This is a genomic window from Pseudomonas sp. (assembly GCF_030150285.1).
GTDB lineage: Bacteria > Pseudomonadota > Gammaproteobacteria > Pseudomonadales > Pseudomonadaceae > Aquipseudomonas.
Window position 1 is genome coordinate 23,151 of record NZ_JASLGE010000014.1, and the last position, 20,928, is coordinate 44,078.

General features: G+C 57.2%; 21 protein-coding genes. 11 read left to right on the forward strand and 10 right to left on the reverse strand.

Going from position 1 to position 20,928, the window contains the following annotated elements:
• Positions 1-56 precede the first annotated feature (56 nt).
• The 10 genes from Q1W15_RS01960 (at position 57) to Q1W15_RS02005 (ending at position 7,079) form a co-directional block, all read left to right on the forward strand.
• Positions 57-1,031: a KpsF/GutQ family sugar-phosphate isomerase gene (locus tag Q1W15_RS01960; protein ID WP_300719908.1), complete on the forward strand. Its 975-nt coding sequence runs from the start codon at positions 57-59 to the stop codon at positions 1,029-1,031.
• Positions 1,031-1,555 (forward strand): HAD family hydrolase, encoded by a 525-nt coding sequence (locus Q1W15_RS01965; protein WP_300719909.1) that lies wholly within the window; start codon positions 1,031-1,033, stop codon positions 1,553-1,555. The genes Q1W15_RS01960 and Q1W15_RS01965 overlap by 1 nt, the downstream gene beginning before the upstream one ends.
• A gap of 8 nt (positions 1,556-1,563) precedes the next feature.
• The gene (gene lptC, locus Q1W15_RS01970; protein ID WP_300719910.1) at positions 1,564-2,136 is read left to right on the forward strand and encodes an LPS export ABC transporter periplasmic protein LptC; all 573 of its coding nucleotides are present in this window, start codon (positions 1,564-1,566) and stop codon (positions 2,134-2,136) included.
• On the forward strand, positions 2,123-2,668 hold the full coding sequence (gene lptA / locus Q1W15_RS01975; protein WP_300719911.1) for a lipopolysaccharide transport periplasmic protein LptA: 546 nt from the start codon (positions 2,123-2,125) through the stop codon (positions 2,666-2,668). Before lptC ends, lptA begins: the two co-directional genes overlap by 14 nt.
• The gene (lptB, locus tag Q1W15_RS01980; RefSeq protein ID WP_300719912.1) at positions 2,668-3,393 is read left to right on the forward strand and encodes an LPS export ABC transporter ATP-binding protein; all 726 of its coding nucleotides are present in this window, start codon (positions 2,668-2,670) and stop codon (positions 3,391-3,393) included. The genes lptA and lptB overlap by 1 nt, the downstream gene beginning before the upstream one ends.
• Positions 3,394-3,576: 183 nt before the next feature.
• Positions 3,577-5,070 (forward strand): RNA polymerase factor sigma-54, encoded by a 1,494-nt coding sequence (locus Q1W15_RS01985; protein ID WP_300719913.1) that lies wholly within the window; start codon positions 3,577-3,579, stop codon positions 5,068-5,070.
• A 74-nt stretch (positions 5,071-5,144) separates the two neighbouring features.
• Positions 5,145-5,453: a ribosome-associated translation inhibitor RaiA gene (raiA, locus tag Q1W15_RS01990; protein WP_300719914.1), complete on the forward strand. Its 309-nt coding sequence runs from the start codon at positions 5,145-5,147 to the stop codon at positions 5,451-5,453.
• A 12-nt stretch (positions 5,454-5,465) separates the two neighbouring features.
• Positions 5,466-5,930, forward strand: coding sequence for a PTS IIA-like nitrogen regulatory protein PtsN (gene ptsN / locus Q1W15_RS01995; RefSeq protein WP_300719915.1), 465 nt, complete (start codon positions 5,466-5,468; stop codon positions 5,928-5,930).
• Between the two features lie 2 nt (positions 5,931-5,932).
• Positions 5,933-6,790 carry an RNase adapter RapZ gene (gene rapZ, locus Q1W15_RS02000; RefSeq protein WP_300719916.1) on the forward strand — a complete coding sequence of 286 codons (858 nt, stop codon included), beginning with the start codon at positions 5,933-5,935 and terminating at the stop codon, positions 6,788-6,790.
• 16 nt (positions 6,791-6,806) lie between these two features.
• Complete coding sequence (locus Q1W15_RS02005; protein ID WP_300719917.1) at positions 6,807-7,079, forward strand: HPr family phosphocarrier protein; 273 nt, start codon at positions 6,807-6,809, stop codon at positions 7,077-7,079.
• A 114-nt stretch (positions 7,080-7,193) separates the two neighbouring features.
• Here Q1W15_RS02005 and Q1W15_RS02010 read toward each other — a convergent pair whose 3' ends face one another.
• The 6 genes from Q1W15_RS02010 to pmbA form a co-directional block, all read right to left on the reverse strand.
• The gene (locus Q1W15_RS02010) at positions 7,194-8,087 is read right to left on the reverse strand and encodes a ZIP family metal transporter (RefSeq protein WP_300719954.1); all 894 of its coding nucleotides are present in this window, start codon (positions 8,085-8,087) and stop codon (positions 7,194-7,196) included.
• A 27-nt stretch (positions 8,088-8,114) separates the two neighbouring features.
• Entirely contained in the window at positions 8,115-8,726 is a 612-nt protein-coding gene (locus Q1W15_RS02015; RefSeq protein ID WP_300719918.1) for a superoxide dismutase, read from the reverse strand.
• A gap of 1 nt (position 8,727) precedes the next feature.
• Positions 8,728-9,177 carry a hypothetical protein gene (locus Q1W15_RS02020; RefSeq protein ID WP_300719919.1) on the reverse strand — a complete coding sequence of 150 codons (450 nt, stop codon included), beginning with the start codon at positions 9,175-9,177 and terminating at the stop codon, positions 8,728-8,730.
• A 27-nt stretch (positions 9,178-9,204) separates the two neighbouring features.
• On the reverse strand, positions 9,205-10,581 hold the full coding sequence (locus Q1W15_RS02025; protein ID WP_300719920.1) for a lyase family protein: 1,377 nt from the start codon (positions 10,579-10,581) through the stop codon (positions 9,205-9,207).
• A gap of 11 nt (positions 10,582-10,592) precedes the next feature.
• Positions 10,593-10,970, reverse strand: coding sequence for a FagA protein (locus Q1W15_RS02030; RefSeq protein ID WP_300719921.1), 378 nt, complete (start codon positions 10,968-10,970; stop codon positions 10,593-10,595).
• Between the two features lie 149 nt (positions 10,971-11,119).
• Complete coding sequence (gene pmbA, locus Q1W15_RS02035; RefSeq protein ID WP_300719922.1) at positions 11,120-12,466, reverse strand: metalloprotease PmbA; 1,347 nt, start codon at positions 12,464-12,466, stop codon at positions 11,120-11,122.
• Between the two features lie 107 nt (positions 12,467-12,573).
• Between pmbA and yjgA the strand changes: the two genes are divergently transcribed.
• A complete protein-coding gene (yjgA, locus tag Q1W15_RS02040; protein WP_300719923.1) occupies positions 12,574-13,095 on the forward strand; it encodes a ribosome biogenesis factor YjgA in 522 nt (173 codons plus the stop codon).
• A 45-nt stretch (positions 13,096-13,140) separates the two neighbouring features.
• Here the strand turns inward: yjgA and tldD are convergent, their stop codons facing one another.
• From tldD to rng, 4 genes are all read right to left on the reverse strand, one after another.
• Positions 13,141-14,583, reverse strand: coding sequence for a metalloprotease TldD (gene tldD / locus Q1W15_RS02045; RefSeq protein WP_300719924.1), 1,443 nt, complete (start codon positions 14,581-14,583; stop codon positions 13,141-13,143).
• A gap of 59 nt (positions 14,584-14,642) precedes the next feature.
• Positions 14,643-15,491: a carbon-nitrogen hydrolase family protein gene (locus tag Q1W15_RS02050; protein WP_300719925.1), complete on the reverse strand. Its 849-nt coding sequence runs from the start codon at positions 15,489-15,491 to the stop codon at positions 14,643-14,645.
• A 36-nt stretch (positions 15,492-15,527) separates the two neighbouring features.
• Positions 15,528-19,340: a YhdP family protein gene (locus Q1W15_RS02055; protein ID WP_300719926.1), complete on the reverse strand. Its 3,813-nt coding sequence runs from the start codon at positions 19,338-19,340 to the stop codon at positions 15,528-15,530.
• Positions 19,341-19,415: 75 nt separating this feature from the next.
• Positions 19,416-20,873: a ribonuclease G gene (gene rng, locus Q1W15_RS02060; RefSeq protein WP_300719927.1), complete on the reverse strand. Its 1,458-nt coding sequence runs from the start codon at positions 20,871-20,873 to the stop codon at positions 19,416-19,418.
• Between the last annotated feature and the right edge of the window lie 55 nt (positions 20,874-20,928).

Genomic DNA, 20,928 nt, shown 5'->3' on the forward strand with positions numbered 1-20,928 from the left:
GATTTGTCCATAACCGCTATAATCGCTGCCTTTTCTCAGGCTACCCGACTTCAAACATGAGCCAATCCAGCGACCTGATTCAGTCAGCCCAACGCACCATCCGCCTCGAACTGGAAGCCGTAGAAGGCTTACTGCCGCATATCGACGCTGATTTCGTAAGCGCGTGCGAGATGATTCTGGCAAGCAAGGGCCGAGTCGTCGTCGTAGGTATGGGCAAGTCCGGGCACATCGGCAACAAAATTGCCGCCACCCTGGCAAGCACCGGAACCACGTCCTTCTTTGTACATCCCGCCGAGGCCAGCCACGGCGACATGGGCATGATTACCCGCGATGACATCATCCTCGCGCTGTCCAACTCCGGCTCCACAGCAGAGATCATCACATTGCTGCCGCTGATCAAGCGCCTGGGCATCCAGTTGATCAGCATGACCGGCAACCCGAAATCACCATTGGCCAAAGCAGCCGATGTCAATCTGGACACCAGCGTAGCCGAAGAGGCCTGCCCTCTGAACCTGGCCCCGACATCCTCGACCACTGCCGCTCTGGTCATGGGTGACGCACTGGCCATTGCCTTGCTCGAAGCCCGCGGTTTCACCGCCGAAGACTTCGCCTTTTCGCACCCGGGCGGCGCACTGGGCCGACGCCTACTGCTTAAGGTCGAAAATGTGATGCATTCCGGCGACGAGTTGCCCCAGGTGCTGCGCGGCACATTGCTGAGGGACGCCTTGATGGAGATGACCCGCAAGGGGCTGGGCATGACCGTTGTCATCGAAACCGACGGTCGACTGGCCGGGATCTTCACCGATGGTGACTTGCGCCGCACACTGGATCGCGACATCGATATCCGCAACGCCACCATCGACAACGTCATGACCCCCCACGGCAAAACCGCCCGAGCCGACATGCTTGCAGCCGAGGCGCTGAAGATCATGGAAGACCACAAAATCAGCGCGCTGGTGGTTGTCGACAAGGACGACCGCCCTGTCGGAGCCTTGAATATGCACGACTTGTTGCGTGCAGGAGTGATGTAATGACCAGCGAACTGCTCAAACGCGGCAAAGACATCAAGCTTGCCATTTTCGATGTAGACGGCGTACTGACCGACGGTCGCCTGTACTTCCTTGAAGATGGCAGCGAGTTCAAGACTTTTAGTACACTGGACGGCCAGGGCATCAAAATGCTGATGGCCGCTGGCGTTCAAACAGCAATTATCAGTGGCCGCAAGACCCCGGTTGTCGAGCGTCGCGCGAAAAACCTGGGTATTCCTCACCTTTACCAGGGCCGCGAAGATAAATTAGTCGTTCTGGACGAACTGCTCGCCCAACTCAACCTAAGCTATGAGCAGGTCGCTTATCTGGGCGATGACTTGCCTGATTTGCCGGTTATCCGTCGCGTCGGCCTGGGTATGGCGGTTGCCAATGCCGCCGAGTTTGTTCGCGAGCATGCCCATGGCACCACACGGGCACGAGGCGGAGAAGGTGCAGCTCGCGAATTCTGCGAGCTGATCCTGCGTGCCCAGGGCCGCCTCGACGCTGCCCTCGCCGCCTACTTATAGAGCGCTTTATGTTAAGCAAAAAGATTCGCAGTTTTCTGTTGTTCGCGGTCATTGCTGCGCTATTTGCAGCCGTCGGCTACTGGAATATCAGCCCACAACGCTTCCTCGACAAGCCCGCACCGGCCATTGACGAGGGCGCGATAGACTATTACGCCACCAACGCGCGCAGCCTCCAGTACTTGCCGGATGGCAAACTGCAATACGAAATGACCGCCGACAAAATTGAACATTTGAAAGCTTCCGAAGTCACCCTTATGACCCGGCCAGACCTTCAAATGTATCGCGGTACAGCTTACCCCTGGCACGTGCAAAGCGAGCGCGGAGAAATCAATCCCGACGGCACACAGGTTGAGCTGATCGATTCTGTGCGCATTGCCCGTACAGACGACAGAAACCGCTCTACGATTATTACCAGTACCCGCATGACTGTATTCCCGCAGAAGCAATATGCGCAGACCGAGCAAGCCGTTAGAATTGACGGCGCTGGCGGTGTAACGACTGGCAAAGGCATGAAAGCCTATTTGAAAGACGGCAGGATGGACCTGCTGTCCAACGTAAGAGGACAGTATGAGTCTCGTTAAAACCCTCCCTTTATTGCTCAGCCTGAGCGCGGCACTGGGAAGCGCGAGCGCCTGGGCTCTGCCGAACGACAATCAACAGCCTATTCGCATCCAGGCGAATGAAGCCCAACTGGATGACAAACAAGGCGTGGCGACCTACAAGGGTGACGTCATCATCACCCAGGGGTCGATGAAAATTACGGGCAATACGGTCACCATTACACGCAACCCTGCCGGTGAAATTGACGTGGTGACCTCAGTAGGCAACCTCGCCTACTTCGAGCAACTGCAAAAAGCGACCGACCCCAAGCCGGTTCAGGCCTATGCCGTGACAATTCAATACCATGCCCCACAAAACCGCATCGTATTGATCGACAAAGCCAAGGTTATCAACGATGGCAACACCACCGAAGGCGAGAAAATCGTCTATGACACGGTCAAGCAGGTTGCAAGCGCAGGCCGGGCCAATGGCTCCACTGTGACAGCCCCTCGCCCGCGCATCGACATGGTGATTCAGCCGAAGAAAAAAACTGACTCGCAGAAGGCCCAGTAATGGCAACCCTGAAAGCCCAACATCTGGCCAAAAGCTACAAAAGCCGCCAAGTGGTTCGCGATGTCAGCCTGTCAATCGACAGTGGGCAAATCGTCGGCCTGCTGGGCCCTAACGGCGCAGGCAAAACCACCTGTTTTTACATGATTGTAGGCTTGGTACAGGCCGATCAGGGTCGCGTATTGATTGATGATCTGGACGTCAGCCATCAACCCATGCACGGTCGCGCTCGCGCCGGTATCGGCTACCTGCCGCAAGAAGCCTCGATCTTCCGCAAGCTTTCAGTCGCCGATAACATCATGGCGATTCTTGAGACGCGCAAGGAGCTCGACAAGGCGGGCCGCCGCAAAGAGCTGGAAAGCCTGCTGCAGGAGTTCCACATCAACCACATCCGCGACAACCTAGGCATGAGCCTGTCCGGCGGTGAGCGCCGCCGTGTCGAAATTGCCCGCGCCCTGGCAACCGCGCCCAAGTTCATCCTGCTCGATGAACCTTTTGCGGGTGTGGACCCGATCTCCGTGGGCGACATCAAGCAGATCATCCACCACCTCAAAGACAAGGGCATCGGCGTCCTGATCACCGATCACAACGTCCGTGAAACCCTCGATATTTGCGAAACCGCCTATATCGTCAACGACGGCCAATTGATCGCGGAAGGTGACGCCGAAACGATTCTTGCCAATGAGTTGGTGAGAGAAGTTTACCTGGGCCACGAGTTCCGCTTGTAACCCGAATACAGGGTAAGTTTCCTGGAGCGCATGGGGGCACTTAAAACCCCCACAATTTTTATTGCCAATGCGCTCTAGTCAAACCCACCACTTTCAGGCATATAATTTGCTTATGTTTGGCGCTCACGCGCTTGTAGTGGATGGCGCCATGTGCGCCGGCGAATAAGGTGTTAAGCCCCTGCCATGAAACCATCGCTAGTCCTGAGAATGGGCCAGCAGCTGACAATGACACCTCAGCTGCAACAAGCCATCCGTCTGCTCCAACTGTCGACCCTGGACCTGCAACAGGAAATCCAGGAAGCCCTGGAATCCAATCCGATGCTCGAGCGCCAGGAAGATGGCGACGACTTCGATAATTCGGATCCGATGGCCGACAACATTGAGCAAAAAACCACTAACGAAATACAGGAACCTTCGTACCAAGAGCCTGCACCTACCGTCGATAACCTGGAAGATGGCGAGTGGAACGAGCGTATTCCCAATGAGCTGCCCGTCGACACCGCCTGGGAAGACATCTACCAGACCAGCGCCAGCAGCCTGCCCAGCAACGATGACGACGAGTGGGATTTCACCACCCGCACGTCCGCCGGTGAAAGCCTGCAGAGCCACTTGCTCTGGCAATTAAATCTGGTGCCCATGTCTGACACGGATCGCCTCATCGGCGTGACGCTCATCGACTGCATCAACAATCAGGGCTACCTCGACGAAACACTCGAAGAAATCCTCGAGGCATTCGATCTCGAACTGGACATCGAGCTGGATGAAATTGAAGCCGTCCTGCACCGTATCCAGCAATTTGAGCCTGCCGGCATCGGCGCTCGCACATTGAGTGAATGCCTGCTGCTGCAACTGCGCCAATTACCCGCTAAAACACCGTGGCTGAACGAAGCCAAGCGCTTGGTGACAGACTATATCGACCTGTTGGGTGGTCGCGACTATAGCCAACTGATGCGGCGCATGAAGCTCAAGGAAGATGAACTGCGCCAGGTCATCGAACTGGTACAGAGCCTGAACCCGCGCCCCGGCTCACAGATCGAGTCCAGCGAAGCCGAGTATGTCGTGCCTGACGTCATCGTGCGCAAGGATAACGAGCGCTGGCTGGTCGAACTCAACCAAGAGTCCGTACCGCGCCTGCGAGTCAATCCGCAATATGCGGGCTTCGTCCGCCGCGCTGACACCAGTGCCGACAACACCTTCATGCGCAATCAGTTACAGGAAGCTCGCTGGTTCATCAAAAGCCTGCAAAGCCGCAATGAAACCCTGATGAAAGTGGCCACCCAAATAGTGGAACACCAGCGCGGGTTTCTGGAGTATGGCGACGAGGCCATGAAACCGCTGGTCCTGCACGATATTGCCGAAGCCGTAGGCATGCACGAGTCGACCATTTCGCGGGTTACCACACAAAAATTCATGCATACCCCACGCGGTATCTATGAGCTTAAGTACTTTTTCTCCAGCCATGTCAGCACCTCTGAAGGCGGCGAGTGTTCATCCACGGCGATCCGCGCCATCATCAAAAAACTGGTGGCGGCTGAAAATCAGAAAAAGCCGTTGAGTGACAGCAAGATCGCTGGTTTACTGGAGGCACAAGGTATTCAGGTAGCCCGTCGAACCGTTGCCAAGTACCGCGAATCCCTCGGGATTGCGCCTTCCAGCGAGCGCAAGCGTTTAATGTAAGATCGGGCTGCAGCGTTTCAGTGGCAGGCTTATCGGCTTGCCGCTTTATGCAATGGCATCAAAGGAGAAACTGTATGCAAGTCAACATCAGTGGACACCAATTGGAAGTTACCGAACCTCTGCGAGCTTACATCGGCGAAAAACTCAATCGTATTGAGCGCCACTTCGACAAAATCACCAACGTGCAAGTCACGATGACGGTCGAAAAACTCAAGCAGAAAATCGAAGCTACCTTGCATATCCATGGAGGAGAAGTCGTTGCAAACGCCGAGCATGACGATATGTATGCCGCCATTGATCTGCTCACCGACAAGCTTGATCGCCAACTGAAAAAGCATAAGGAAAAGACCCAAAGCCTGCTCCAGGGCGCGACCGGTCGTTAATACTCCCTAACCATGATTCGACTCGAAACCATCCTGACCCCCGGCCGTTCCTTGGTGAACGTGCCGGGCGGCAGTAAAAAGCGTGCACTTGAACAAATCGCCAACTTGATCAGCCGCGAAGCGCCTGACCTCGTGATGCAGGATGTTTACGAGAGCTTGCTTGCCCGCGAAAAACTGGGTTCTACCGGTTTTGGTAACGGCATTGCCATACCCCATTGTCGCCTCAAGGGCTGCAAGTCGCCTGTTAGCGCCTTGTTGCACCTCGATGCCCCCATAGATTTCGACGCCATCGATGGCGCGCCGGTCGACCTGCTCTTCGTTTTGCTGGTACCAGAAGCGGCAACCGATGCACACCTGGAACTGCTCCGGCAGATAGCCAGCATGCTCGATCGTAAAGACGTGCGTGATCGACTGCGCGCGGCACCCAGCAACGAAGCGCTCTATCAGGTTGTTCTGGACGTACAGAACGGTCATTAATCATGCGCTTAGTTATTGTCAGCGGACGCTCCGGCTCCGGAAAAAGTACTGCCCTCGCCGTCCTCGAAGACAATGGTTTTTATTGCATCGACAACCTGCCAGCCGGTTTGCTGCCGGAGCTGGCGGAGCGGGCCCTGATTCATACCGAGTTGGCGCAGCCACTGGTCGCGGTATCCATTGATGCTCGCAACCTGCCAAGCCATCTGTCGCGCTTCCCGCAGTTGCTTGAAGAAGTACGCAACCGTCACATTCAATGTGATGTGCTGTACCTGGATGCCGACGAGGAAACCCTGCTCAAGCGGTTCTCCGAAACACGGCGACGCCACCCACTGAGTAGCGAAAGCCGTTCGCTGGCTGAAGCCATTCGTGATGAAACACAATTGCTAGGCCCTATTGCCGACCTGGCTGACCTCACGATTAACACCACCAACCTGAATCTGTACCAGTTACGCGACACCCTCAAGTTGCGCCTGCTGAACAAACCGGAAGCCGGTACAGCGTTCCTGGTGGAGTCCTTTGGCTTCAAGCGTGGAATGCCCGTGGACGCCGACCTGGTGTTTGACGTCCGATGCCTGCCAAACCCCTATTGGAAGCCTGAGTTGCGGGAGCAGTCCGGCCTGGATCAGCCCGTCGCCGATTACCTGGCCGCTCAACCTGACGTGGAAGAGATGTTCCAGGACATTTCCAGTTACCTGCTTAAATGGCTGCCCCGCTTTGCCGCCAGCAACCGGGCCTATGTCACCATTGGCATCGGCTGTACCGGCGGCCATCACCGCTCGGTTTACCTGACCGAAAGGCTCGGCAGGTGCCTGCAAGAAAACCTGAAAAACGTTCAGGTTCGCCACCGCGACCTTACTTGAAAGGATCTACCCCGCGATGCCTGTTCTGGAAATAGAAATCATCAACAAGCTGGGCTTACACGCTCGAGCCTCAGCCAAGTTCGTCGGCATCGCTGGAAAGTACCCTTGCCTGATACGTGCAGGCCGCACGCCAGAAACAATGGTCGATGGTAAAAGCATAATGGCCATGATGATGCTCGCCGCCGGGAAAGGCACAAAAATTCATCTTATGACTGAAGGCGAGCAAGAACAGGATGCGCTGGATGCCCTCACAACACTCATCAATAACTACTTCGATGAAGGTGAGTAAAACTGGCACCCTGTAGTCGCTGGCGCAGGCTGCGTTAAGGGCCGAAGAAGGTTATTCGCCAACTTGACCCGACCGCAGCCTGCGCCAGCGGCTACCTATTTAGGCCCGCCACCACTACCCTAACGCCGTGTCCATCGTCATCATCAAGCAGAAGCCGACGCACAATCCCAAACTCGCCAGTTTTTCATGACCGTTACGTCGTGACTCTGGAATAACCTCTTGAGTTACCACCAAAAGCATAGCGCCAGCTGCCAGCGCCAGACCCAATGGCAACAGCGTTTCAGCCAGACTCACCAGCCACGCAGACAACACTGCGAACACGGGCTCGACAAGGCCTGATGCCGCACCGATCAGGAACGCCCTGACCCGTGACATCCCTGCCCCCGCCAACACCAGGGCGACCACCAACCCCTCCGGGACATCCTGCAACGCAATGCCCATCGCCAGGCTATCGGCATCGGGCAGCCCGCCACCTGCTGATACCCCGACCGCCATGCCTTCTGGAATGTTATGCGCCACAATAGCGATAACGAACAACCAGATACGCGGTGCAATGACGGGCTCGCCCGGCTGACCGATAAAAGCGTCCGGTGCGGCTCCCGCGAACTTGCGGTCCACCAGAAACAGGCAAAGCGCCCCCAGCATGATGCCCGCGCTCACCAGCCCACTGGATGCCCAGGTTGACCAGCCCAGGCTTTGCCCAGCGGCGATAGCCGGCACAATCAGGGAAAATGCCGTTGCGGCTAACATCACGCCCGCACCAAACCCCAGCAACGTGTCACTGACCGCAACGGGCATTTTACGGATAACCAGCACCGGAACCGCACCTAACGCGGTGCCCAATGCACACAGTGCACCGCCCTGCAGTGCGCGCAGCATTTTCGGCTCAAGATCCAGCCAGACCAAGCCCTTGGCAACCAGCAAGGCGGTGCCCGCCAACAGCAGAAGCGTGCCAAAGGCATAGCGAAACATCCGCACGCCACCGACCGCTAAAATGTGCGTGCCCATCATTGGCTTGAGTCCTTAAAAATGGGCTTAGGCCAACGCGGCCTGATAGCGCCGCGTCACTTCAGGCCAATTAATCACGTTGTAAAACGCATTAATGTACTCCGGACGACGGTTCTGATAGCGCAAGTAGTAAGCGTGTTCCCACACATCCAGCCCCAGAATGGGCGTATTGCCATTCATTAACGGGCTGTCCTGATTGCCACTGCTTTCGACCACCAGGGTTTTCTGGGGGGTAACGCTTAACCAGGCCCAACCACTGCCAAAACGGGTCAGAGCCGCTTTGGTAAATGCCTCCTTGAACGCCTCCAAACCACCCAGTTGCTGGTCAATCGCTGCGGCCAGGACACCTTCAGGCTTACCGCCGCCTTTGGGGCTCATCACCTCCCAGAACAAGGAGTGGTTGGCATGCCCACCGCCTTGATTGATCACCGCTGCACGAAGTTTTTCGGGCAGTTGATGAACACTGGCGACCAGTTTTTCGACCGGCCACTGTGCCCATTCAGTCCCTTCAACAGCCGCATTCAGGTTGTTTATGTAGGTCTGGTGGTGCTTGGTGTAGTGAATTTCCATGGTCTGTGCATCGATATGTGGCTCCAGCGCGTCATAGGCATAAGGCAAGGCTGGCAAGGTGTAAGTCATCTCAATGTACTCCTGAGTGATGGCCACTGGCAGTCAAGGTCTCACGACCCGGCTGGGCGGCGTGAGGTTTGAGCAAAAGGCTGGAGCGCGGGTACTCGCCGTGCTCACTGATAAAATTCAACAACTCGACATAGGTTTTACTGCTCTGGCGTAGCGCTGCTTCCCGCAACGCCAGCGAGAGCCTTGGGTTTTTGAGGGTCTGTAACAATCGCTGGTGAATCGCACACAAGTACTCGACGCTTTCCTCGGGCTGGTTTAGCCGCAAGTGCAGATCGGCGAGGTTGTGGTGCGAAATAACACAGGCTGCCACTGCTTCGTCGGCATCACTCCAGCGTTCAAACAACACCTGGGCCAACGCAAGGGCCTGCAAGTAGTGCTCTCGGGCATCGACCAGTTCACCTTCAGCGAAATAGCCGTTAGCCCTTTCGATCGTGCGTTTCCAGTGCTCCATGTGAACCTCCAAAGCAGTGTCGTTTAGTTAAACGCCGCCAGCCGTCAGCTTCTCGGGGTCAAGCAAGACCTCAAGCTGGCTGCGGGACAGATCGGTGTACTCAAGGGCTACATCAATCACCGGGCGACCCTGCTGATAGGCGGCCTTGGCAATTTCAGCGGCTTTTTGATAACCAATGATCGGGTTCAAGGCCGTGACCAGGATCGGGTTGCGCGATAGCGCCTCTTTGAGCTTGTCTTCGTTGACCTTGAAACTGGCGATGGCCTTGTCCGCCAGCAAGCGGCTGGCGTTGGCCAGTAACTCAAGGCTGCTCAACAGATTCTGGGCAATCACCGGCAACATGACGTTCAGCTCAAAATTGCCGGACTGCCCTGCAATGGTAATGACGGTGTCATTGCCGATGACCTGTGCTGCGACCATCGCTGTGGCTTCAGGAATCACCGGGTTGACCTTGCCTGGCATGATCGAGGAGCCCGGCTGCAAGGCTTGCAGCTCAATCTCGCCCAACCCCGCCAATGGGCCAGAGTTCATCCAACGCAGATCGTTGGCAATTTTCATCAGCGATACGGCCGTAGCCTTGAGCTGGCCAGAGACCGAAACGGCTGTGTCCTGTGAGCCGATCAGTGCGAACAGGTCTTTGCCCGGCGTAAAGTGAACGTGGGTCAAAGCACTGAGTTGCTGGCTGAACAACGCAGCAAACTGCGGGTGCGCATTGATGCCTGTGCCCACCGCCGTGCCACCTTGGGCCAGGGATTGCAGCGCCGGCTGTAACGCTTGTAAATGCTCAATATTGGCTTTTAGTTGCTGCGCCCAGCCATTGAGCACCTGGCTCATGCGTACGGGCATGGCGTCCATCAAGTGCGTGCGCCCGGTTTTGACGTAACCGTGAACCTGCTCGGCCTTGTGCTCGATCACCTGCACCAGATGCGCGAGTGCGGGCAGCAGTTGCTCATGCAAACTCAATGCGGCACTGACATGAAGGGTGGTCGGAATAATGTCATTGCTGCTTTGCCCGCAATTGACGTGATCGTTTGCATTGACGGCCTCGCCCAATACACGGGTGGCCAATGTGGCAATCACTTCATTGGCGTTCATATTGGAACTGGTGCCCGAGCCGGTCTGGAAAATATCCACCGGGAAATGCTCCATAAAATCGCCCGCCAGCAGGATCTGTGTCGCCTCGACGATGGCATTACCCTGAGCTTCAGTGATTTGCTGGAGTTCGACGTTTGCCTTGGCCGCTGCGGCCTTGGCCAGAATCAATGCGCGAATGAATTGCGCCGGCATGCGCTGATGACTGATCGGAAAGTTGTCTACCGCGCGCTGGGTTTGTGCGCCATACAACGCCGCCTCAGGCACATGCAATGGGCCCATGCTGTCTCGTTCGATACGCGTGTTACTCATCGGGATGATCCTTACCGCAGTTCTGTCAAAGAGATGGAAGGCTCGAGTTCACAGGTTGCCAATTGCCAGGCATAGCTTTGCCAGCGCTTGAGGCGACAGGCGCACAGGGCTTGAGTTTCAAGATCGCGCAACGGACGCCACGCGTGGTCCAGGCATTGCATTCGCCACTGCCAGGGCAACGCGGTGTCGGTCGCAGTGTCCAGCAGCAATCGGAAGGTGGTCACGGCAATCGTCCAGGGCGACGTTGACGTGCAACAGGCCAGGTAACGGCCTTCGGCAAGGTAATGTTCAATCAGGCGCGGTTCGTCCGGCGCCAGCCCGCAACGGATCTGACGGCTCATCCAGCGCCAGCTTTGCAGATAAGGCCCTTCATGCAAGGCAAGACTCATGACCCAAGCTCACTCGATAATGAGATTCATTATTAAGCGATATTGATTATCAAAACAAGCCCGGCGTATGCGCATCTCCTTAACGATTGAGCACAAAAAAGGCGTCTCACTCGTAAAAAATGAGACGCCTTGGTAACAACGCAGAAACGTTAGCTGCCCGCGACAGTCATGCGCTCGATGAGCACTGAACCCGTGCGGATATTGCTGCGCAGCTCAAGGTCATTGCCTACAGCAACGATCTGTTTGAACATGTCGCGCATGTTGCCAGCAATCGTCACTTCTTGAACCGGGAACTGGATCTCACCGTTTTCAACCCAGAAGCCGGCCGCACCACGGGAGTAATCGCCCGTGACCATATTCAAACCACTGCCCATCAGTTCGGTCACAAACAGGCCCCGGCCCATACGGCGGATCAACGCCGCTTGATCTTCATCACCGTGGGTCACGAACAGGTTGTGCACGCCACCGGCATTGGCCGTGCTTGGCATGCCCAATTTGCGGCCCGAATAAGTGCTCAGAATATAAGACACCAGTTCTCCGTCCTTGATAAATGGCTTGGCATAAGTCGCCAATCCGTCGTTATCAAACGATGAACTGCCCATGGCTCGCATCAAGTGCGGGCGCTCATCCAGCGTCAGCCATTGCGGGAAGATCTGCTGCCCCATGGCATCGAGCAGGAAGGATGATTTGCGGTACAGGTTGCCGCCCGCAATAGCCCCCAGAAAACTGCCAAACAACCCGCCTGCCAGTTCGGCCGAAAACAACACCGGCACTTCGCACGTCGGCACCGGGCGCGACCCCAGGCGGCGAGCGGCGCGTTCAGCGGCGCGCTGACCGATGCTCACGGCATCCATCAGCAACTCGCCCTGGCAGTTCACGTCATACCAGTAGTCACGCTGCATTTGCCCGTCGCCTTCGGCGATCATCACGCAGCTCAAGCTGTGCCGGGTCGACGCCGAACCGCCGACAAACCCGTTGCTGTTGCCATATACCCGGCAACCCTGGTGAGTGCTGAGCGTGGTGCCGTCGGCGTTTTTGATACGGCTGTCAGCGTCAAAAGCCGCGGCTTCGCAGGCCAGCGCTTTTTCAATGGCCTGCTCCGGGGTGATGTCCCAAGTGTGGAACACATCAAAATCTTTCAGGTCACGCGCCATCAGACTCGCATCGGCCAGGCCCGAGCTTTCGTCTTCGGATGTGTGTTGAGCGATAGCCAGCGCCGCCGCCACGGTTTCACGAATCGCCTCAGGGCCAGTGGCCGAAGTGCTGGCCGAGCCTTTGCGCTGGCCCACATAAAGCGTAATGCCAAAACCCTGGTCGCGGTTGAACTCCACGGTTTCGACTTCGCGCTGGCGTACAGTGGTCGACAAGCCTTGCTCAAGCGACACCGCCACTTCGCACGCACTGGCACCCTGACGTTTGGCTTCGGCGATGATTTGCTCGACCTGCTCTTGCAGTGCCGGCAAGGCCTGCGGGCCGACGCTTTGTACTGCACTCATGGTTTTCTCCACTCAAATTCTGTTTTCGGTAGGGCCGCCGAGCGACCAGGCCGGACAAGCGGCCTCCGACTGGTTATCATGGCGGCGTTTCTTTGCGGACTGCCACCATGGTTGATTCTTACGACGACGCCTTCGACGGCGAAAAAAGCAAAACACAGGTCAAAAAAGAGCTGCATGCTCTGGTTGATCTGGGCGAGCGCCTTACAACGCTCAAGCCTGATTTGCTGAACAAAATGCCTTTGACTGACGCAATGCGTAAGGCTCTGGCAGATGCTCCAAAACACACGGCTCATATTGCGCGCAAGCGCCATATGATGTTCATCGGCAAACTGATGCGCGATCAACCGCTTGACGAAATTCTTGCCTTGATCGATCAAGTCGATGCCTCTTCTCGCCAATACAACGAGCGTTTCCACAACCTCGAACGCTGGCGCGATCGCCTTATCGAAGGCGACGACGATGTGCTGGAAAAGTTTGTCGCCGAGTTCCCTGAAGCCGATCGCCAGCAATTGCGCTCGATTGTGCGTCAGGCCAAACACGAACTGGCTCATAACAAGGCACCGGCCTCCAGCCGCAAATTGTTCAAGTACATCCGTGGGTTGGACGAGACACAACGCGGCTTGCGTTAAGTCTCGCAGGCGGGCGAGTTGCACTGGCAACCCGCCCGCTCTTCCTTACCCGCCCGTACCACCCACTGTAATCGCATCAATTTTCAACGTTGGCTGGCCAACACCCACCGGCACCGATTGCCCGTCCTTGCCACACGTGCCCACGCCGCTGTCCAGCGACAGGTCATTACCCACCATCGACACCTTGCTCATCGCTTCCGGCCCGTTGCCAATCAGGGTCGCGCCTTTGACTGGGCGCGTGATTTTGCCGTCCTCGATCAGGTAAGCCTCACTGGTTGAAAATACGAATTTACCGCTGGTGATATCCACCTGGCCACCGCCCAAGTTGGCGCAATAAATGCCTTTTTTAACCGAAGCGATGATTTCAGCCGGATCACTTTCGCCACCCAGCATGTAGGTGTTGGTCATGCGCGGCATAGGCAAATGCGCATAAGATTCGCGACGGCCGTTACCGGTGCGCGCAACGCCCATCAGGCGCGCATTGAGCTTGTCTTGCATGTAGCCTTTAAGTACGCCGTTTTCGATCAGGGTGGTGCACTCGGTCGGCGTGCCTTCATCATCGACGCTCAACGAACCGCGACGACCGGCCAAGGTGCCATCATCGACGATGGTGCACAGCTTGGAAGCAACCCTTTCGCCCATGCGGCCGCTGTAGGCTGAACTGCCTTTGCGGTTGAAATCGCCTTCAAGGCCATGACCCACTGCCTCGTGCAACAACACGCCAGACCAGCCCGAGCCCAATACAACCGGCATCGTGCCCGCAGGTGCCGGCACCGCCTCGAGGTTAACCAGCGCCTGGCGCAATGCCTCACGCGCATAGCCCATGGCACGGTCGTCAGCCAGGAAGTAACGGTAGTCGGTACGCCCGCCGCCACCATGGCCACCGCGCTCGCGACGGCCATTTTGTTCAACGATCACACTGACGTTAAAACGCACCAGCGGGCGCACATCCGCCGCCAGCCCACCGTCGGTGGAGGCCACCAAAATGCGTTCCCACACTCCGGCCATACTGACCGTTACCTGCTGAATGCGCGGGTCGAGGGCTCGAGTGGCGGCATCGACACGCTTGAGTAGTTCAACTTTTTCGGCGCGGCTGATGACTTCCAGCGGGTTGTCCGGTGCATAGAGTTGGGCAACGTCTTGAGTGGTAAACGCCTGAACCGTACCGTTCTGCCCCGCGCGCGAAATGGAACGGGCGGCACGGGCGGCAAGCCCCAAGGCTTCCAACGTAATGGCATTACTGTAGGCAAAACCGGTTTTTTCGCCGGACTGGGCACGCACGCCCACCCCTTGATCAAGGTTGAAACTGCCTTCTTTGACAATGCCGTCTTCCAGCGACCACGACTCAGAAATCTGGCCCTGAAAGTACAAGTCAGCCGCATCAATCCCCGGCCCGGCCAAATCACCCAGAACCGCTTGCAGACTGTCTATGGTGACACCGCCGGGTGCCAACAGGTGTTCGCTGACTGAGGTCAACAAGTCGCTCATATTCACTCCATTCTGGTGCCTGCTTCAGCCGCTTTGAGGGCCGAACCCAAGAACCTTGATTAGCCTTGCGTAGCAGGCCGCTGTGCGCCCTGCGAAAAAAATCGCCGATGATTAACCACCGGCATACGAGACCTGATGTCCGCTTGTTCAACCCGGTCACGACGAGCCAGCAATACACCTTCACCCTGTGCCTGTTGGGCCAGCACTCGCCCCCAAGGGTCAATAATCGCCGCATGCCCGTAGGTTTCGCGCGGGCCGGGATGAATCCCGCCTTGGGCGGCGGCCAACAGGTAACACTGGGTTTCGATGGCCCTGGCACGAATCAGGATGTCCCAATGCGCTGCACCGGTCACGGCAGTAAACGCCGACGGAGCCGTGATCAACTCAGCGCCGGCAGCGCGCAATTCGCTGTACAACTCGGGAAAGCGCAAGTCATAACACACGGTCAGGCCCAACCGGCCGACAGGCGTGTCAGCCACCACCACACGGTTACCGGGCGCGTAGTCATCAGACTCGCGATAACGGCCACGGTTGTCAGACACATCCACATCAAACAAATGCAGTTTGTCGTACCGCGCGGCTTGCTCACCGTGTGCATTGATCAGCAATGAACAGGCATTGACCTTGGCGTGAGGCTGGCCTTCCGGCGGCAACGGCAAGGTGCCTGCCACTATCCATAAGTTGAGGTCGCGAGCCGCCTGTTTCAACCAGGGCAGGATCGGGCCTTCGCCCAATGCCTCGGCCCGACCAATATCCGCGATATCGCGCCGTCCCATGGCGGCGAAATTTTCAGGCAACACAGCCAGTTGAGCCCCCCCTTCGGCGGCCTCTTCCAACAGACGGCGGGCCTGCGCCAGATTGGCCAGTACTTCACTCTGGCTGACCATTTGAACCACGGCTAGCGACATGGCGAACTCCTCGAAAAACACAGGCCCATGCTACTCCTAGTTTTTCTCAAACGGTTTGTCGAAGGTGATTTTAGGGTCCGTCCACGGGCCTTGAATGCTGTACTGCACACTGGCCAGACGCGACACCTGGTCACCAATCAGTTTGTTAATGACAAACAGCGCCCCGCCGATAGCGGGTGCCCCGACCAGTAGCGCCGCAATGGGCAGGTTATTGGTGACGGGCAAGGTCACCAGCAGCTTCGCATTCACCTGATCGGTGACCATATTCAACGTGCCATTAAGCTCAAGGTTAGTAGACGGCCCTGTCATCAGGATCGGCCGGCTGGTGCTGTAAATACCATCACGGGCGATCAGAAAACCTTTGACCCGGTCGTAACTCAACCCCTTGCCAAAGAGGTCCGAGAAGTCCAGACGCAACCGGCGACCGATAGAGTTGAAGTTAAGCAGACCAAAAATCCTTACCACCTGAGCGCTGCCATCGACCTCCACGAACTGGCCCTTTTCCAATTCCGCATCAAGTGTGCCCGAGAAGCGATCAAGGCCAATCCAGGCAGGTGAGCCGGGCCAGCGCCCCTCAACATCCACGTGGAAACTCTCACTGGTCACACTGGGCGCAAAGCCCCAGTTCTTCAGCACATTGGCGAGGTTGGAGCCGCCAAGACGGCCTTTGAACCAACTGGACGTTGAGCCTGGCACCCCTTCCCATCCCCCCGACCCCGCCAGCAGCAAGCCCTTGAGCCCCAGGTCAAGCGTATTGAGTTGGATGCCACGAGGGGTCTGTCGAATTTTCAGCGACCAGGCCCCTAACAGGTCCGGCCCCAGGTAGAGCTTGCGAATCAGCATATCGAGCGCGGGCACCTTGCGAGGATCAACCGAGGCCAGCGGGTCCGGCGCATGCACATCAGTCACCGCTTTGGGATCGGGAGCAGGCAGGCGCAGGGTCTGCATCGTGACCACAATCGGTGCGTTGCGCGCGTCGGGCAGGGTCACGGTACCCACGGCCTGTTTACTGTCGATCTGCAGCCCCCATGTGGCGGCACTGCGCGCCATTTGCAGGCGTACTTGATCAAGTTGCGTGCCGAAGGCGACCAGTTTGCCGACTTTGAAGTCTGCACTGCTGAGCAATTGCTTGGCGCTGCCACCTGGGTCCTTGCCCGCATAACGCTCGACCAAAGCCTGCCACGGGGCAATATCCAGCTCGGACAACACACCTCGAATGCGTAAGCCCTTAGTGGCTGGCAACACCGGATCGCCCATGCCCAGGAACAGCTCGCCTCGACCAGCCTCCAAGTTGCCATCCGGTGCGGCGAAGGTCAGGTTGGCCAGGTCGCCGTAATCAAACCAGTAGCGACGCTCCTTGCCTTGCAGTGTCATGCGGAACACGCTGTCACGGCTTTCACTGATGGCCAGGCCAAACGGTGCAGGCAAGTCCACAGCCGCCCCTTTGAGGTTGGAACTGACACGCAATTGACTGTCCGCACCATCCAATGTGAGTTGCAATTGATAAGGCAAATCCCCTGACACAGGAATCGGCTGGTTGAACTTGAGCCATTGGGTCAACGCCTTGACCCCTACCTGCCCCCTGGCAACGACACGGGTACTCAACCTCCCGGGTTTGCCGTCGGCAAAAATCTGCGCTGTCACCGGGCGGTCAAAGGCCCGGGCACTAATGCCTTTGCCACTCAAGCCCTTGGCACTGTCAAAGCTGAAGTCGCCTTTGAGCTGCGTGAGCTCCAGTTCGGGTTCACTGAGTTTCAACCGCGCCTTGTCCGTCTTGAAGTCCACCCTGATTTTCGGCTCTTCGCCATGCTCCAGTGGAATATCAAGGTCTACGCGCCCCTTCAGCGAGCCTTCACCGCGCCACCCGGCGAAGGTTTCAGCCGTGCCGATGGGCGCGTCCTGAAGAATTTTCAGGCCATCGCCCAAGCCGCCATCAAAGTCACCGTCCAAAAACAGATGGCTGACCTTACCGCTTGGCACATGGGGAATATTGACTGCGACATTGCTCACCTGAGTGTCCAGCAACTGCCCTTTGCTGGCCATGATGCGCACACCGCTGTCTTCAATAAAAACATCGCCTGATACCTTGCGGGCATGCGGCCAACCGGGCTCAAAGGCCAGTTCGACATCATGCACCTTAAAGAAAAGGCTGATCGACCGTGCCGCATCCACCGCGTCGTGTTCGAGTGAGCCTTGGTACTGGAAGAAGCCGTGATCAACAGCGCCCTGGATAATGGCCGTTTTCAACCACTCGCTGAGCGCAGGGCTCAAGACGTCGGGCAAGTATTTGGCGGTAAAGCGGCCATCACCTTCTGCCAGGCCAACCCGCAGGTCCAGGTAGTCTTCCTGCGAGTGATCCATGTGGATGCGGATTAGAAAGTCCGCCGCAATTTTACCCTCTTCTCCCAACACGTTGATGTAGGGCGCAATCAAGGTGAAAGTGTTCTTGTCCAGCGTCCACTTGAGCAGAGCGTTGGCTTGCAGGTACTGCCAGGGTTTGGCGAAGATCGGGTCCAGGTGCAGCGAGAAGTCTTTGCTATCCAGGCGTAGTTCGCCCTTGCCCAGATCACCGCTGATCAAGCCGCTGACATTGCGCGCGGCGGGCGCGCCGTGGGTGGCATTGAATCCCACCTGGCGCAGGTTAGCGGCGAAGCTGAGCTTTTGGTCGTCAGTGGCACCCGGCCGATAGTCGACCACGACATTACGCAAGGTGCCCGTGACGCTGAGTTGGTCAACCACCTTGGCCACTTCAGCAGGTACCGGTGCCAATGAGTCCATCAACGGTGTCAGCGGCGTCAGGTCCAGCCGGTCGGCCTGCAAGTTCCAACGCTCCTGCACGGTATCGCTGGCAACAAACTGCTGCAGTTGCATACGGGTTTCCCAGCGGGTTTCCCCCAGGTTCATGGCCAGGGAATCAAGCACCACCCTGAACCCCTGCTCCTTGCGTTCAGCCCAAGCATGCAAGGCCAGGTTTTTAATCGACTCGGGTTTTCGATCCGCGTAGGCACCGCGCAGATCCGTGGCATTCACGCGAGCAACAGCGCGCTGCACCGTTCCGTGGGCCCAATCAAACCAGAACTCGCCACCCGCCTTGATGGTTGAAAGGTTCCAAGGGTGAATCAGCTCCGCTGGCAACCATTTGGCCCAATCGCTCTGAGGCAGGCTCAGGTAAGCCTTAAGCGAACCCTCACGCCAGTGGCTGGCCTGAATCTTTGCCTTAAGACTCACCGCCATGGGTTGGCCATCGGGCAAGGTCAACCGTGCATCAAGACGCTGATCGGTGGCACCGATGTCCAGCGTCAGGCCCACATAGGTCAGGGTAAAAGGGGGGTGATTGAACGGCTCAAGCGTGACCTGGCTATCGAGCAGCGACACACGGGCCACACGCTGCAACTGGTTGAGCAATTGCTCGGGGTCCAACGGCTGGTCGTCCTGCACCGGCACACCTTCGAGTGTCCAGTGGCCTTCCTTGTCCTGGCGCGCGCTCACTTGCAGCCCATTGAGTTGCACATGAGCGATGCGGATATCCCGGTTCAAAAGGCTGGCCCACACATCGGGCACTACTTTGACTTCGTCCAGGCGCAAAGCGCTGTTGCCCTCACCCACCATCACATCACGGGCAAGGAGCACAGGTGCCATGCCAGACCAGTGCCCCTCCAGGCTGCCAATCGTCAAGGGCATACCCAAAGCTTCGCGGGCCTTGGTCTGGACGTCGACGCGGTATTCAGCGATCAACGGGGTCAACTCTCGGCCCAGGCTCACATACAGTGCCAAGAGCACCAGCACCAGAGCACACGCCCCTAATCCCCAGCGGGTCAGCGCGGCAAAAAAGCGCGTCAAACGCTCCATGTCAGTTGGCCCCTTCAAAAATGATCGCAGGGGCCAGGCTCAACCCCTTATGAGTGCTGCACGACGCACGATACTTCAGAGCAGCACCACATCGTATTGTTCCTGCGAGTACATGGTTTCGACTTGAAAACGGATCGTGCGGCCAATAAACCCTTCCAGCTCCGCCACGTTGCCCGACTCTTCATCCAGCAAACGGTCAACCACTTTCTGATTCGCTAATACACGATAGCCAACGGCCTGATAGGCGCGGGCTTCCCGCAAGATTTCGCGGAAAATTTCGTAGCAAATGGTTTCCGGGGTTTTCAGCTTGCCCCGCCCCTGGCAGCAGACACAGGGCTCGCACAGCACTTGTTCCAGACTTTCGCGCGTACGCTTGCGGGTCATCTGAACCAGACCCAGCTCAGTGATGCCAATAATGTTGGTTTTCGCGTGGTCGCGCTCAAGTTGCTTTTCAAGCGTGCGCAGCACTTGGCGCTGGTGTTCTTCGTCTTCCATGTCGATGAAGTCGATAATGATAATCCCGCCAAGATTGCGCAGGCGCAATTGCCGGGCAATGGCCGTGGCGGCTTCGAGGTTGGTCTTGAAGATGGTCTCTTCGAGGTTGCGATGCCCCACAAACGCGCCCGTGTTGACGTCGATGGTGGTCATGGCTTCAGCCGGGTCCACCACCAGGTAACCACCCGACTTGAGCGGGACCTTACGGTCGAGCGCTTTCTGGATTTCATCTTCAACGCCATACAGGTCGAAAATGGGCCGCTCGCCCGGATAATGCTCAAGGCGATCCGCGATTTCCGGCATCAACTCGGCCACAAACTGCGTGGTTTTCTGGAAGGTTTCGCGCGAGTCTATGCGAATTTTCTCAATCTTCGGGCTGACCAAATCGCGCAAAGTGCGCAATGCCAAGCCCAAATCCTCATAGATCACCGTGGGCGCGCCGACTGTTTTAATCTGCAGCCCGATCTGATCCCACAAACGACGCAAGTAACGAATGTCCATCAGGATTTCATCTGCCCCGGCACCTTCAGCGGCCGTGCGCAGAATAAAACCACCGGCTTCCTTGATGCCCTCCTGGGCCACACAGTCACTGACCACTTGCTTGAGGCGGTCACGCTCGGCTTCGTCTTCGATTTTCAGCGAAATACCCACATGAGCGGTGTGCGGCATGTACACCAGGTAACGCGAAGGAATCGACAGTTGCGTGGTTAACCGCGCGCCTTTGGACCCGATGGGGTCTTTGGTGACTTGCACCACCAGGCTTTGGCCTTCGTGTACCAGCGCACTGATGCTTTCGACTGCCTGGCCTTCGCGCAGGGATATTTCAGAGGCATGAATAAAGGCCGCCCGATCCAGTCCGATATCGACAAAAGCCGCCTGCATGCCAGGCAAAACCCGCACGACCTTGCCTTTATAGATATTGCCCACAATGCCGCGGCGCTGGGTGCGCTCGACATGCACTTCCTGCAAAACACCGTTCTCTACCACCGCCACGCGCGATTCCATCGGCGTGATGTTGATCAGGATCTCTTCACTCATGGCTGGGTCTCGTTCAGGCGTCATCACATTAGTGCCACGTCTTGTAGGTGCGGCA

What these genes read in the sequence shown, in the direction of transcription:
- Q1W15_RS01960 (WP_300719908.1), top strand. Translation starts at nt 57, where the DNA reads ATGAGCCAATCCAGCGACCTGATTCAGTCAGCCCAACGCACCATCCGC.
- Q1W15_RS01965 (WP_300719909.1), top strand. Translation starts at nt 1,031, where the DNA reads ATGACCAGCGAACTGCTCAAACGCGGCAAAGACATCAAGCTTGCCATT.
- lptC (WP_300719910.1), top strand. Translation starts at nt 1,564, where the DNA reads ATGTTAAGCAAAAAGATTCGCAGTTTTCTGTTGTTCGCGGTCATTGCT.
- lptA (WP_300719911.1), top strand. Translation starts at nt 2,123, where the DNA reads ATGAGTCTCGTTAAAACCCTCCCTTTATTGCTCAGCCTGAGCGCGGCA.
- lptB (WP_300719912.1), top strand. Translation starts at nt 2,668, where the DNA reads ATGGCAACCCTGAAAGCCCAACATCTGGCCAAAAGCTACAAAAGCCGC.
- Q1W15_RS01985 (WP_300719913.1), top strand. Translation starts at nt 3,577, where the DNA reads ATGAAACCATCGCTAGTCCTGAGAATGGGCCAGCAGCTGACAATGACA.
- raiA (WP_300719914.1), top strand. Translation starts at nt 5,145, where the DNA reads ATGCAAGTCAACATCAGTGGACACCAATTGGAAGTTACCGAACCTCTG.
- ptsN (WP_300719915.1), top strand. Translation starts at nt 5,466, where the DNA reads ATGATTCGACTCGAAACCATCCTGACCCCCGGCCGTTCCTTGGTGAAC.
- rapZ (WP_300719916.1), top strand. Translation starts at nt 5,933, where the DNA reads ATGCGCTTAGTTATTGTCAGCGGACGCTCCGGCTCCGGAAAAAGTACT.
- Q1W15_RS02005 (WP_300719917.1), top strand. Translation starts at nt 6,807, where the DNA reads ATGCCTGTTCTGGAAATAGAAATCATCAACAAGCTGGGCTTACACGCT.
- Q1W15_RS02010 (WP_300719954.1), bottom strand. Translation starts at nt 8,087, where the DNA reads ATGGGCACGCACATTTTAGCGGTCGGTGGCGTGCGGATGTTTCGCTAT.
- Q1W15_RS02015 (WP_300719918.1), bottom strand. Translation starts at nt 8,726, where the DNA reads ATGACTTACACCTTGCCAGCCTTGCCTTATGCCTATGACGCGCTGGAG.
- Q1W15_RS02020 (WP_300719919.1), bottom strand. Translation starts at nt 9,177, where the DNA reads ATGGAGCACTGGAAACGCACGATCGAAAGGGCTAACGGCTATTTCGCT.
- Q1W15_RS02025 (WP_300719920.1), bottom strand. Translation starts at nt 10,581, where the DNA reads ATGAGTAACACGCGTATCGAACGAGACAGCATGGGCCCATTGCATGTG.
- Q1W15_RS02030 (WP_300719921.1), bottom strand. Translation starts at nt 10,970, where the DNA reads ATGAGTCTTGCCTTGCATGAAGGGCCTTATCTGCAAAGCTGGCGCTGG.
- pmbA (WP_300719922.1), bottom strand. Translation starts at nt 12,466, where the DNA reads ATGAGTGCAGTACAAAGCGTCGGCCCGCAGGCCTTGCCGGCACTGCAA.
- yjgA (WP_300719923.1), top strand. Translation starts at nt 12,574, where the DNA reads ATGGTTGATTCTTACGACGACGCCTTCGACGGCGAAAAAAGCAAAACA.
- tldD (WP_300719924.1), bottom strand. Translation starts at nt 14,583, where the DNA reads ATGAGCGACTTGTTGACCTCAGTCAGCGAACACCTGTTGGCACCCGGC.
- Q1W15_RS02050 (WP_300719925.1), bottom strand. Translation starts at nt 15,491, where the DNA reads ATGTCGCTAGCCGTGGTTCAAATGGTCAGCCAGAGTGAAGTACTGGCC.
- Q1W15_RS02055 (WP_300719926.1), bottom strand. Translation starts at nt 19,340, where the DNA reads ATGGAGCGTTTGACGCGCTTTTTTGCCGCGCTGACCCGCTGGGGATTA.
- rng (WP_300719927.1), bottom strand. Translation starts at nt 20,873, where the DNA reads ATGAGTGAAGAGATCCTGATCAACATCACGCCGATGGAATCGCGCGTG.